Source organism: Pedobacter folensis, assembly GCF_056490665.1.
In genome coordinates this window covers 1-12,680 of the sequence record NZ_JBWJIF010000005.1, presented here as the reverse complement: position 1 = coordinate 12,680, position 12,680 = coordinate 1, and the positions used below count along the sequence as shown (strand labels likewise).

At 38.8% G+C, this 12,680-nt stretch carries 10 protein-coding genes and 1 pseudogene; 1 reads left to right on the top strand and 10 read right to left on the bottom strand.

Annotated elements, in window-relative coordinates; genetic code table 11:
- Positions 1 to 63 precede the first annotated feature (63 nt).
- The 5 genes from AC04QZ_RS22655 to AC04QZ_RS22635 all read right to left on the bottom strand — a co-directional run bounded on the left by AC04QZ_RS22655 (position 64) and on the right by AC04QZ_RS22635 (position 7,580).
- A complete protein-coding gene (locus AC04QZ_RS22655) occupies positions 64 to 1,302 on the bottom strand; it encodes a carboxypeptidase-like regulatory domain-containing protein (RefSeq protein ID WP_478359574.1) in 1,239 nt (412 codons plus the stop codon).
- A 495-nt stretch (positions 1,303 to 1,797) separates the two neighbouring features.
- Entirely contained in the window at positions 1,798 to 1,962 is a 165-nt protein-coding gene (locus AC04QZ_RS22650; protein ID WP_478359573.1) for a hypothetical protein, read from the bottom strand.
- Between the two features lie 213 nt (positions 1,963 to 2,175).
- Positions 2,176 to 3,420 carry a carboxypeptidase-like regulatory domain-containing protein gene (locus AC04QZ_RS22645; RefSeq protein WP_478359572.1) on the bottom strand — a complete coding sequence of 415 codons (1,245 nt, stop codon included), beginning with the start codon at positions 3,418 to 3,420 and terminating at the stop codon, positions 2,176 to 2,178.
- A 309-nt stretch (positions 3,421 to 3,729) separates the two neighbouring features.
- Entirely contained in the window at positions 3,730 to 5,382 is a 1,653-nt protein-coding gene (gene recN / locus AC04QZ_RS22640; RefSeq protein ID WP_478359571.1) for a DNA repair protein RecN, read from the bottom strand.
- Positions 5,383 to 5,483: 101 nt separating this feature from the next.
- Positions 5,484 to 7,580 (bottom strand): M56 family metallopeptidase, encoded by a 2,097-nt coding sequence (locus tag AC04QZ_RS22635; protein ID WP_478359570.1) that lies wholly within the window; start codon positions 7,578 to 7,580, stop codon positions 5,484 to 5,486.
- Between the two features lie 6 nt (positions 7,581 to 7,586).
- Between AC04QZ_RS22635 and AC04QZ_RS22630 the strand changes: the two are divergent.
- Positions 7,587 to 7,673 (top strand): annotated as a pseudogene (locus tag AC04QZ_RS22630) (hypothetical protein); the annotation flags it as partial.
- 2 nt (positions 7,674 to 7,675) lie between these two features.
- Here the strand turns inward: AC04QZ_RS22630 and AC04QZ_RS22625 are convergent.
- From AC04QZ_RS22625 to AC04QZ_RS22605, 5 genes are all read right to left on the bottom strand, one after another.
- Positions 7,676 to 8,047: a BlaI/MecI/CopY family transcriptional regulator gene (locus AC04QZ_RS22625; RefSeq protein ID WP_029279745.1), complete on the bottom strand. Its 372-nt coding sequence runs from the start codon at positions 8,045 to 8,047 to the stop codon at positions 7,676 to 7,678.
- 598 nt (positions 8,048 to 8,645) lie between these two features.
- The gene (gene porD / locus AC04QZ_RS22620) at positions 8,646 to 9,539 is read right to left on the bottom strand and encodes a type IX secretion system protein PorD (RefSeq protein ID WP_086547400.1); all 894 of its coding nucleotides are present in this window, start codon (positions 9,537 to 9,539) and stop codon (positions 8,646 to 8,648) included.
- Complete coding sequence (gene coaBC, locus AC04QZ_RS22615; RefSeq protein ID WP_478359569.1) at positions 9,536 to 10,732, bottom strand: bifunctional phosphopantothenoylcysteine decarboxylase/phosphopantothenate--cysteine ligase CoaBC; 1,197 nt, start codon at positions 10,730 to 10,732, stop codon at positions 9,536 to 9,538. Before coaBC ends, porD begins: the two co-directional genes overlap by 4 nt.
- 78 nt (positions 10,733 to 10,810) lie before the next feature.
- Positions 10,811 to 11,137 carry a DNA-directed RNA polymerase subunit omega gene (locus AC04QZ_RS22610; RefSeq protein ID WP_025145617.1) on the bottom strand — a complete coding sequence of 109 codons (327 nt, stop codon included), beginning with the start codon at positions 11,135 to 11,137 and terminating at the stop codon, positions 10,811 to 10,813.
- A 3-nt stretch (positions 11,138 to 11,140) separates the two neighbouring features.
- Positions 11,141 to 12,076 carry an outer membrane protein assembly factor BamD gene (locus AC04QZ_RS22605; RefSeq protein WP_086547399.1) on the bottom strand — a complete coding sequence of 312 codons (936 nt, stop codon included), beginning with the start codon at positions 12,074 to 12,076 and terminating at the stop codon, positions 11,141 to 11,143.
- Positions 12,077 to 12,680 lie beyond the last annotated feature (604 nt).

Below are 12,680 nucleotides of genomic sequence, written 5' to 3'. Positions count from 1 at the left end.
GCTACTTTTCAACATTTTTTTTTAGATCAATCGCCTCATCCATCATCTATCTCACATTTTCCATTACTTGCTCTTCGGTAGCGGTACATAATCCATCGGGACCATATCGGCCACTTTTTCGTAAGCCCAGAAACCTTCGTATAGGAGCGATCGGGAATCGTAAATGCCACCATTTTCATAGAAACGAACACCTTCACCAGTGAGGTTGGCCACAGAAATTTCATTTTCAGGTACATCCAAAGGTCTGAAGATCCAAAATCCGGTGTTAGAATAAGCCAGAGATTCCTTTTCTTTGGTATACTGGATCAGTAGCGCATCAGTATAACTCAGGTATTTTAAATTCGGGTTAAAGTAGTGCACCAGGGTATCGGTAAGTACCTCCGCTCTCGAAAATTTATCAATGGTTCGGGGCATTTCTTTTTGTTTGGTCCAAAAGGCAAGCAGTGCGGTATCTATTTTACCTTTATTTTGCCTGATGCCCGTTTTCTCAGGTACGGCCTTAATCTTTTCTAAATTGGCATTAATTAAATATTCCGGATAGCGGTTAGGGTTGGGCACCTTAACCATTTTATTAATGATAAATCCCTCTTCCTGTGTTTTATTGGCATACAGCGAGCGGAAGAAATGTTGCGACGAACCATAATAGGCCACCTCTCTGGCGGCGATATACTTTTTCTTTTTGGCTGCCGATGCTTTTAACTCTTCAAAAAAGGGATGCCCAGAATAGTAAATAATGTGCGTTCTGGAATTATATTCGAAACGATCGAGCATGTATTTTAGCCGATAGCCTAAAGCTTTATTCTCTACAATCAAAAATTCAGTGGTAGAAACCGTTAGGGTACTTTTAGTAATATCGAAATCTACATTTAACACCTGTGGATTTAATATTTTGCACTGTAAGGCATTAGGGGTTTTCCCGATAAAAAAATCTTTAAACTGATTGATATATTTCTGACGGTTAGGATCGGCCCTGATTACAACTTCTTCCAGCTGCGCAACATTTTCTTTCAAAACCAGTTCTACCTGCACTGATTTATCGGAAATGATTACACTTTTAGAGTAGGGGAGATAACCAACCAGCTGAACCAGCAGATCGTAACTTCCAGGTTTCAGATTGGATAGTTTAAACCGCCCGTCGTTATCGGCCACTGTTGCAATCTTATAGCCACTTAAATAGATACTTGCGCCAGGTAATCCATCTTTTTGATCCCTAACCAAACCACTAATCGAGAAGGTGTTTTGAGCAATGGCATTAGTACCCAACATCATCAGTAAAAGGGCTACTAAAAGGCTTTTAATCATGGAGACGAATGTAACCAAAAGGCGTAATATTTATTAAAAACAGAAAAGATTTTTAACAAATTTAACATTTGATCCTATCGTTATTTCGGGCTGGGGGCGCCTTAGTAAAATTGCTCATCCTGTTAAGCGATGGTCTTTAAGAGGAGCATTATTCAAAATAGGCCTGGTGAATACTGATTTTTTTTTCTTTGAAAACGAGGGGTCTGTTTTCTATGGCAACGGTAGCCCCGCCATCGCTTGTAGTCCTCTCCCGATGAAAAATCGGGCTGCGGGCTACCCGCTCTGTCGCGTTTATTTAACATAGGCAGGTGATTCTTGGTTCCAAAAAAACTAAATATTACTACCAGCCTAGCCAGCTAAACCCGACCGCAGTGTAAAACCCACAGCCCGAAGCATGAGGGCGAGGATTTGAACGAAGGGCGGGGCTGCTGAAACCGAAAAGCGGTGCATTTGCTTTTCAAAAAAAGGAAAAATGCAGTCTGGTGGTTATCTCTCTTAGATATTAAGTATATTAAAATAAGCCAGGTGAATAGTGATTTTTTTTGCTTTGAAAACGATAGGTCTGTTTTCCATGGCAGCGGTAGCCCCGCCATCGCTTGTAGTCCTCGCTACGCTACGCTTCACTGTTGGGCTACCCGCTCTGTCGGGTTTATTTAACATAGACAGGTACTTCTTAGTTCCAAAAAATCTAAATAGTAATACCAGCCTAGCCAGCTAAACCCGACCGCAGTGTAAAACCCACAGCCTGAAGCATGAGGGCGAGGATCTATAACAAAGGGCGGGGCTACTGAAACCGAAAAGCGGTGTATTTGCTTTTCAAAAAAAGAAAAAATGCAGTCTGGTGGTTATTTCTCTTAAATATTAATGATATTTCTACTTTTCTTCCGCTACATTAGCAGGAGGTAAATAATCCATCGGAACGCTATCGGCTATTTTCTCCCAGGCCCAATAGCCTGTATACAGCATCGACCGGGGATTGTATATGCCACCATTCTCATAAAAATATACCGGTTTTATCTGTAAGGTAATGGTTGATACCTGATAGTCGGGCATGTCTAAAGGTCTGCTGATGGATAAACCTATTTTATTAGCAAATAATGGATCTTCTTTTTCTTTGGTGTAAACGATGTAGAGTTTATCGGTAAAGTTGATACTTTTAATGCTCTCATTTTTAATGTGCACTAAGGTATCTTGCGCAATCGGGCTACGGCTTAAAATGGAAATACCATCGGGGAGGTTTTTCTTCCTGAACCAGTAACTGAGCGAATCGTTATTGTTTATGGTTATCGTTTTGCCTAATAAGCCATTCTGCACCTTTGCTAAACGTTTAATATTTGCCTTTATCGTACTATCTGAAGGTTTATCCGGATTTGGCCGGGTAATTAATTTATTAATGATAAAACCCTCTTCAGTGGCCTTGCCATGATAAATTGATTTAAAAAAGTGCTGTGGAGAACCCAGGTAGGCAGTTAAACGTTTCTTTTCCCACACCTTCTTTTTTCTGGATGATCCTTTCAAGTCTTCGTAATAAGGGAAGCCCTCATAATACATAATTTTCGATCGGCTGCTGTACTCAAAATTATTTACCTGGTATTTTATCCGGTATCCCAGTGCCTGGTTCTCGATCACTAAAAATTGATTTGTTTTTACGGTAAGTTTCCCCTCCTCATTATCGTAATCGATAATCAGCACATTTGGATTAATCATTTTACATTGCGCGGCATTGGGTGTTGTACCAATGAAAAAATCTTTGAACATGGCAATATAATAAGCCCTGTTCGGATCTGGTTTAATGGTTACTTCCTTTAACTGCGTTATATTTTCTTCTAAAACCAGATCGACTTTTATAGCCTTATCCGCAATCACAATGTTTTTATTTAAAGCTTTATAACCAACGAGCTGGACTAAAATATCATAGTTGCCGGGTTTTAAGGTTAATGTATAGCTTCCGTCATTGTTCGAAATGGTTGCAATTTTATAACCACTTACATATACGCCTGCACCAGGTAAAGCCTCACCACGTTTATCTTTAACCATACCCGAGAGGGTATAACTTTGCTGAGCGAAACAAAATTTGCCTATGGTTAATAATGAAAGTAGAAGTATAAAAGATTTCATTAATTAAATATAAACTAATTATTTAGTTTTAGTAAGCTGTAGCTGTAAAATTATTGGTGCTTTTCTTCATAGTGTCAGATATTACGATCTGATACTGAATCAAATCAATATACTATTTATCTTTTATAAATTCTACAGATATAAGCTTAGTCAGGTGGGAACATCCGACAGCACAACAACATTTCCCTACCATTAACAGATCCATAAGAAAAGTCGTCATCTCGACTGAAACGCAGTGGAACGGAGAGATCTGACTAGATAGATCTCTCGACTACGTTGCACTCCGCTCGAGATGACTTAATATAAGAATTAGGCGAGCAACTCCCTTGCATTTTCCATGGCAGATGCGCCTGGATTTTTGCCACTTAACATTTCGGCAATTACACCAATACGTTCTTCTTGTTTAAGTTTGCGAATTCCGGTTGTCGTTTTTCCACGGTCTTCATTTTTATGAACAAAGTAATGCGAAATGCCTTTGGCTGCAATTTGTGGTAAGTGTGTAATCGAAATTACCTGCATGTTTTGTCCTAAATCGGCAATTACTTCACCAACTTTTAAGGCGGTTTCGCCAGAAATTCCGGTATCAATCTCGTCGAAAATAATGGTTGGTAACGAAGTGTGTTTGGCCAATAAAGCTTTTATGGCCAACATTAATCGCGATAACTCACCACCAGATGCTACTTTATTTACCGGTGCAGGCGCCTGACCAGCATTGGCCGTAAAAAGAAGATTGATTTCATCTAAGCCATCTTTATTCAATTCGCCCAATACTTTTTGATCTAAAAGCAATTTAGCATTTAACATGCCCACTTTTTTCAAGGTAATACTGGTTTGTTCTTCTACAACCTTAATTGCTTTTTTGCGGTTGGCACTTAATTGATCGGCTTGTTTGTGCAATTCATTTTTCAATTGCTCTATTTCTTGTTGTAGTTTCCCGATATGCTCATCAGAAGATAGGAGTTTATTCAGATTCTCTTCCAATTGTTTTTGAACGGCCAGCAACTCAGTATTATCAGCAACGCGGTGTTTCTGCTGGAGTGAATAAAAAAGATCCAGTCGTTGATTAACCAGCTCTAAACGATCGGCGCTGTGTATGGTATTTTCTTCAATGCCAGAAACCTCATCGGTAATGTCTTTTATTTCGATAATCGATGAGCGTAAACGTTCGTACAGCACATTAATTGCCGGGTCGAACTTTTCTATACTCTGCAACTGTAACGATGCTTCTTTTAAAATTTGCAGAGCAGAAGGTTCACTTTCGTTAATTAAACCTGATGCGGTAAGTAAAGCTCTTTTTATGGTTTCGGCATGTGTTAAGCGTTCTAGTTCCTGTTCCAGCTCCTGTTGTTCGCCTTCCTGTAATTTTGCCTGCTCGAGCTCGTTAAATAGAAACTGCTCATAATCCTGCTTATTTCTCGCTTCGTCTGCTTCACTCACCAATTTTTTCAACAGGTTGGTATCTTGTCTTAATTTTTTAAATCCACTGCGGTAATTAAACAGGAGGGACTGATGATTAGCGAGTGAATCGACAATTAGCAGTTGAAAATCGGCATCGTTAATCTCCTGCGTGGCATGCTGGGAGTGGATGTCGATCAGCTTTTCGCCAATCTGTTTAAGAATGGATAAATTAACGGGCGTATCGTTAATAAACGACCTGGTTTTACCGTCAATGGATATCTCTCTGCGTAGTATACTTTCATTAGAGAAATCTAAATCATTTTCTTCAAAAAGTTCTTTCAGGTTTTCATCTGCCAATGCAAAACTTCCTTCAATAACACATTTTTTATCCTGGTTAAAAAAATATTTGCTTTCTGCCCGCTGGCCTAAAATTAGCGATAATGCCCCTAAAATGATGGATTTACCAGCGCCAGTTTCACCTGTTATAATATTTAAGCCTTTATCAAATTCGATATCGAGACTATCAATTAATGCGTAATTACGTATAGAAAGTTTTTGTAGCATAGCTAAGCAAAAATATCAAAATTTATTCAACAGGTGAATACAAAACAAAAACAGCGAAGAATAATCTTCGCTGTTCATCAATTGTTTGGTTTATATGGTGTTTATTTTATCGAAATGTTAATGGTATGATCATCAACAATTTTTAAGTTGGCTGCCTGAACATAACTTTTTAGGGCCAACTGATCAGCATGGGTAAAATCAGATTTTTTATACGTTACTACAGCGTTTAGGGTGTTCAGGGCTTTAACAGCACTGGTAAAATCCTGATTGTTATAAAGCATAACAGCCGGGCTTATTTGTGCGCCTTTATTTCCACCTTCTACTTTCTCCTTTTTCTCTTTCTTCTCCATTTTCTCTTTCAGTTCCTTCACTTCGTTATCGAATTTTTCTTTCAGTTTTTTATATTCTTCGGTCTGTTTTACCTTACTATTATTATCGAAATAGAATACTGCACCATCCGGACCGGTAAGCATATGTCTGTTTCCTTTAAATAGCGAATCTGAATTTAACCTACTCAATGCAGATAATCTTGCAATCTCCCCAGATTTTAAAGCATGTGCCCTAATATTCTCTATTTGAGCCCTAAACTCTGGTGAATTCACTTTAGCGGCCATATCTTCGCCCATTTTTTTCCATTTGGCTTGTGCCTCTGGCGAACCGAATTCTTTAGCCATATCTTCACCCATTTTTTTCCATTTTGCCTGGGCTTCAGGAGAGTTCATTTTCTTTTGCATCTCCTCTCCAAATTTTTTCCATTTGGCTTGTGCTTCCGGCGAATTGTATTGTTTGGCAATATCTTCACCAAATTTTTTCCATTTGGCTTGTGCTTCTGGCGAATTGTATTTTTGGGCCATCTCTTCGCCAAATTTTTTCCATTTGGCCTGTGCTTCCGGTGAATTGTATTCTTTATGTATTTTCGACAACAATGACGAATCGTTGAACTTAAATCTAAAGCTACTATCGGCATGCAGTCTGTAGATGTTTTTTCCTGCAAAAAGTTCATCTCTGTAAAAATCTTTTCTTAGGCTATCAGGCATATCTTTTACTGAGTTGTATTCGGTTTTTTTACCATCTGCATCGATCGTTACAATTTTAATTTTACGTTTCTTGGTGGTATCAGTGCAAACCATGGTTTTCACGTCGTGGTGATCGATGATACTCAAAACTTCAATTTTAGGCGTTTTTTTAGTTTCTTTTTTCTTTTCTGTTGGGTTGATCCAGGCAATAGAAAACAAGCAGGCTACCCCTAAAGTTAAGGCTGCCATTTGTTGTTTGGCGTTTAAATAATTTGTTTTCATGTTGGTTATTCTTTTAATGCGTTGATATAAATTCTGGGTTTTGCCTGTTGCTGCCAGTGCATAAGCCGGACTGTTTTTGTCTTTTAACAGTTCGAGTTTAAGTAGGGCATGGGCATAGTTGAGTGGTTTTCCGGTAATTTTTAATACCAGGTCATCGCAGGCATGCTCGCGCTCAATATGTATAAATCTACCGGCCATCCACACAAATGGGTTATAGAATAACAATGTTTCTATGGCTGTTTTAATCAGGTTCAATAAGAAGTCATTTCTTCTGATATGCGATAACTCATGGATTAATATGGCTTCAACCTGATCGTTATCTAACTGGTTTACCAGCGCCAATGGAAATAATACCACTGGTTTTAAATAACCGATAACCAAAGGCACATTAACAATGGAAGACAAATGGAACTGGGTAACTTTATTGATTTTAAGATGAGCGGTTACCTGCTCGAAAATGGCTTTCCAGCTATCTGGAACAGCACTTAAACTTTCTTTTTTCAGTTTTGAAAGCTGACCATAACCTTTAACAATAACGAATAACTGAAGCAAAATACCAATCGCGTAAAATATCACTACAACAGGGAAATATTGCTCTGCCTTGCTGCTAAAACTTGGCGGTAGGTTGTTAAAATATTGGTAAACCTGAATATTTTGAGCATTGATAGCCGGTGCCTGGCTATTAATATTCAATGTTAACTGATGAATGAAATTATAGCCAAAGCCAATAAACATTAAAATGATGGCACCAAAAGCAAGGTTGTGCTTATGTTTTGCCGCCAGCTTCGGAATGCTTAACATTACGATAAATAGGACGCCATAAATAATGGCGCTTTGCCAGAGTGAGTTTAAAATGCTCCAGCCAAATGCTTTGATGAACTGTTGTAATAAAGTTTCCATAACGGTGGTTTTAATTTTTTATACGGGGACAATCCGAAAATGTTACTGTTAATTAGGGATCTAAACCCTACACCTTTCAACCTTCAACACTAACCTTACTTTAGGCTATCTAAATATTTTTTTATTTCGTCAATCTCATCTGCACTTGCACTGTGGTTACCCAAAGCCTGCATCACCAATCTCGCTGCCGATCCGTTAAATACGTTATCGATCATTTTATTTACCAATTGTTTTTCAGTTTTATCCTGACTTACAAGTGCTTTATAGATGTGCGTTTTTTGATTGGTATCTCTTTCTACCATTCCTTTTTCGTGTAGAATCTGCATCAGTTTTAAAGTTGTGGTATACCCGGAGTCTTTTTTATTTAATGCCTCATGAACTTCTCTTACCGTTGCATTCCCCTTTTGCCAAAGCACCTGGAGGATTTCCATTTCACCTTCTGTTGGTTTGATGTTATGATTAGTCATATGTTACAAGTTGTACGAATTATTTCGTATTCAAATGTACGAAGATATTCGTAAGATCAAAATATTTTAACAAATTTTTAACTTTTGGCTTAACTGTTTGAACTGCTTAACCGGTTAACTGTGCTATAAGACGCATGAGCAGGTAGAATGTTGCATCTGCGAAGAAGGTTAATTGTTAAAAGTGGTTAATCGGTTAACTGCGATACAGGATGCAGGGTAAGGGAAAATGTGGCATGCCTATGAAGGTTAATTGTAAAACTGGTTAATCGGTTACTGCGATACAGGATGCAGGGTAAGGGAAAATGTGGCATGACTAGCTTTGGAAAAGAAAACCCCAGCTATGAAAAACTGATTTACGTTAATAAACCTGATTGATGTGGATATCGGCCCGTGTGTAAGGTCTGTAGGCGCCCGGCTGAACCATCGGGCAGGTATGAACAAAAGCAGGACTGGCTTTAATTGAAATGCTGAGATTGCTTTTCTAAACAATTAATCACCACAAATAAAGAAACTACTTAAGTGTTAACGTTGAGAACTGGTAACTGAAAGTTATTTTACGATTAACCGATTTAAACAATTAAACAGTTGACCCAAAAAACTAATTTTTCTTCAGCCCCTCGTATTTGCCAATATTCGCCGGATCGATTTCTGCAAGCATATTGTAAGCTTTCATGCGTTCCTGACCGTTTAGTTTAGAAAGTACATTGGTTACTTCTTCGGCCTTTGATGCAAAGTAAACATTAGGGAAAATTGAACCCAGTTTCTGCTTATCCATTTGCTGGAGGGCAGGCAGGGCAGCAACAATTTGCGTAAGGCCTTTATCATTATCAGTAAGCTGATCCAGGCCACTTAAATGGTAGCTGTAGATGAAATTGCGCAGTTCGCTAAAAATAGGATTCAAAACGTTTTCGTTAAACCAAAAGCGATTGCGTAAACCATCAGCTGCTTTCCAGCCGGTATTGCCCGAAGCTTGCGCCAGGTTAATGATGTTCTGTGCTTTTTTATAGTAAGGTGTTCCACCCATTTTGCTGAAGCTATCTTTATCCATTCCGATAATGGTATAAGCATAATAGGTGAGGAGGGCACTGATATTGGAAATGTAATTCTGATCAGAAAAATCGATTGTAGAACCATCGTTAAAGTTAAAATCGAAATTCTTATCGCTCATGTTTAACAAAGTGCTGTTGTAAGAGCTGTTAAAAACCGGGCGACTGCTTTGAATCTGTGCTTCGGCGGTATATCCAGAGCCACCATCCCATGAGTTGATGGTAATGACAAAACTACATTCAATCCGTTCCTGGGGTTTATAACTTTCGTTGCTAAACTTGTTATTGTTTAAAAAATCGCGGATTGTTTTTTGCAAAGCATCTAAAGTGGGCTTACTGATGTTCGAAACCTGGGGAGCCAGCAAAGTTACCCTTGCATTTAACTCCTGCGCCTGCAGTTTCCCGAAACCAAGCAATAACAATATCCAAACAATCTTTTTTATCATTTCGCAATTTTTAAAATGGCCGCACAAATATCTTTAGCCACATCCGTTTTCGATTTCATTTCAAATACAGTGCGTTCTAAAGCTTTGTTAAAAATAGTAATTTTATTGGTATCTGATTTAAAACCGGCACCCTTATCATTTAAAGAATTTAAAACCACCAGATCCAGGTTTTTCTTATCTAGTTTGCCTTTGGCGTAATTCTCCTCATCATTGGTTTCTAAGGCAAAACCCACCAAAACCTGGTGTGCTTTTTTTGTTGTACCTAAAGAAGCGAGTATGTCAGTTGTTTTTTCCAGTTCCAAAACCAAGCCCTTGTCTTGCTTTTTAATTTTTTGAGAGGCAACTTGTTTGGGGCGGTAATCGGCTACGGCGGCACACATTACGGTTATATCGGTTTCGGGGAATAACGATGAACAGGCATTGAACATATCCTGGGCACTAATTACATCAATCCTTTTTAAGGTTTGTATAGATTTTTGTGCGGTTGGTCCTGCAACTAAAGTAACATCAGCTCCAAGCCTGGCAAGTTCGTCAGCAAGGGCAAAACCCATTTTACCGGATGAATGATTGCCTATAAAACGTACCGGATCAATGGCTTCGTAAGTTGGCCCGGCAGTAACCATTACTTTTTTGCCAAATAGCGGCATCGATTTTTTAATGGTATCGTTCAGAAAGGAGACAATTTCTTCCGGTTCGGCCATTCGGCCTTCGCCCCAGAGTCCGCTGGCAAGTTCGCCATTGGCAGGTGCTATAACGGTATTGCCATAGCTAATAATGCGCTCGATATTGCCCTGGGTAGTTTCGTGTTTCCACATGTCCAGGTCCATAGCCGGGGCTACATAAACCGGGCACTTGGCCGAAAGATAAACAGCCGTTAATAAATTATCGCAGATGCCTGTTGCCAGTTTAGCCAGTGTGTTGGCACTGATCGGCGCAATGATCATGAGATCGGCCCATAGGCCCAGCTCAACATGGTTGCTCCATACGCCAGTTTCTTCTTCGAAGTATTGGGTATAAACAGGGTTTTTAGAAAGCGTAGCAAGGGTAAGTGGTGTAATGAAATTAGCACCATCAGGGGTAAGAATAACCTTTACGTTTGCACCAGCTTTTACAAGCAGCCGAACCAAAAAAGCCGACTTATATGCTGCGATGCTACCGCAAACGCCAAGGATTATATTTTTATTTTTTAGCATAATGCGCAGAGTACATAAGGCATGGAGCATAGAGCGTAGTGCTAAACGCTTTGCCCTAAACGCTATGCGCTATGCCAGTTACTTTTGTTCTTTAGCAGGATTTCTGTGATAAATTTTCTCGTTCAAAAATTCATCAATAGCAACCAAAACAGGCTTCGGCATGCGCTCGTAGTGCTTGCTGATTTCAATCTGCTCGCGGTTTTCGAAAATTTCTTCTAAATTATCGTTGCTTGAAGCAAATTCTGCCAATTTACCGTGTAACTCCTCTTTAACGTTGTTCGAAATCTGATTTGCTCTTTTAGCAATCACCACTAAAGATTCGTATAAGTTATCTGTAGTTTTATCTAAATCGTGTACGTTTCTGGTTACTGTAGTATTTGGTACAGCAGGTTTGTTAGTATTCATGTATTACTTGTTTTTAATATCCGTTTTATTAATTGTAGCAGAAGTATCTTTTAACTTTCCGGTTCTGATCAGCATCTGCTTGTATTTTTCCTGATCAGCAGCATATAATGCCAATTCTTGTTTTGTAGCCGCAATTCCAGCCTCAACATCTTCCTTAAGTACTTTTGCGTCTTTAGTATATTTACTGTCAGGGTGGTTTTCAGTAAATTCAGTATATAAAGCAAGCGCTTCATTATAACGGTCTTCCTGACGAACAACATAACTGTTTTTAGCGTATAAATACTGCGCTTTAATCATTAAGAAATCCATTTCCTCAGCATACTTAATATCCGGGTAATCTCTTTGCGCATTTTTTAAGGCAATAACCGCCGCTCTGTAATTATCTACATTACTTGGTCCGGTGGTTAAGTACATTTTAGCGTTTTCAAAAGCTTTATCCTCTAGCTTACCCCTTAGCGTGGCAATATATTTACCGGCTGCTGCAGCACGATCGCTGGTAGGATATAAGTTAATGAATAATTGTAATGCATCAATAGCTTTATAAGTATTTTCCTGATCCAAAGAGAAATTTGGAGATTCTAAATAGAAACAATAAGCGGCCATGTAGCGGGCTTCTTCCGCATCTTTACTGGCTGGATAGGTTTCTGCAAAACTTTTAAACTGGTATCTTGCAGTAGTATAATCACTTAATCTATATAAAGTATAAGCATAATAAAAGTTCAATCCTTCGGCTTCAGCACGGCCGCGGTATTTTTGAGAAAGGTCTTCAAAAAGCACCAATGCTTTGCTGTAATCGCGTTTATTGTACAAACGAAGAGCCTCCTGATATTTTTTTGCAACGTCATTACTCGCTCTCAATTTCTCGAAACGACTCTTACAACCCGCAATACCCAAAGCGGCAACAAATACTAAAATAATTAAGTGTTTAACTTTAAACATTCTGCAAAGATAATTAATAATACGATAACATCAATAAAAACAATTGGCCGCTAAGCTATGCAAAGCAATTCAGTACCATATAACAGTTAACAATTTTTAACATATATAACTGTTCGGATTTGTTTGTAAAGTATTATACTGTAATTATAGATGGATAGAAAGTCTATTAAGGCCACGCTGATCTACTCCTATACTATATAGTGTATGTTTCTTGTTTTTTAGCAAAGCAGGTTTAGTGCTACTATATAGGTATGTCCCCGCTATCCGCTTTATCCCGACCTTACGTCGGGATGCCCGCTGCTATCGGGTTTATATGGCACTGACTTCCGAAGTTTCAAGTGGTTGGGTGCGGGGAAAACTTCAGGATTGTCTGGGTATGGCACCAATAAACACTTGTTTCCTTAAAAAGTTTTGCCCGTCACAACATTTTTTCCTGTTGAAAACCATGGAGTTACCTCAAGCCTTTGGTTAATCGGCAGAAAAGCTTTGCAGAAGCATTAATTTTTCCTACTTTTGCATCCCGCTTCGGAGGAAGGGTTTTAGATAAGGATGGCATTAGGGCGAGTGAGCCAATATTTATTTTAAAATAAATATTGCGGGAGAG

Bases quoted from the DNA above. Each gene is read 5' to 3' on its own strand.
- AC04QZ_RS22625 (WP_029279745.1), bottom strand. From the start codon at position 8,047: ATGACTAATCATAACATCAAACCAACAGAAGGTGAAATGGAAATCCTC.
- AC04QZ_RS22610 (WP_025145617.1), bottom strand. From the start codon at position 11,137: ATGAATACTAACAAACCTGCTGTACCAAATACTACAGTAACCAGAAAC.
- AC04QZ_RS22635 (WP_478359570.1), bottom strand. From the start codon at position 7,580: ATGGAAACTTTATTACAACAGTTCATCAAAGCATTTGGCTGGAGCATT.
- AC04QZ_RS22655 (WP_478359574.1), bottom strand. From the start codon at position 1,302: ATGATTAAAAGCCTTTTAGTAGCCCTTTTACTGATGATGTTGGGTACT.
- coaBC (WP_478359569.1), bottom strand. From the start codon at position 10,732: ATGCTAAAAAATAAAAATATAATCCTTGGCGTTTGCGGTAGCATCGCA.
- recN (WP_478359571.1), bottom strand. From the start codon at position 5,382: ATGCTACAAAAACTTTCTATACGTAATTACGCATTAATTGATAGTCTC.
- AC04QZ_RS22650 (WP_478359573.1), bottom strand. From the start codon at position 1,962: ATGTTAAATAAACCCGACAGAGCGGGTAGCCCAACAGTGAAGCGTAGC.
- porD (WP_086547400.1), bottom strand. From the start codon at position 9,539: ATGATAAAAAAGATTGTTTGGATATTGTTATTGCTTGGTTTCGGGAAA.
- AC04QZ_RS22605 (WP_086547399.1), bottom strand. From the start codon at position 12,076: ATGTTTAAAGTTAAACACTTAATTATTTTAGTATTTGTTGCCGCTTTG.
- AC04QZ_RS22645 (WP_478359572.1), bottom strand. From the start codon at position 3,420: ATGAAATCTTTTATACTTCTACTTTCATTATTAACCATAGGCAAATTT.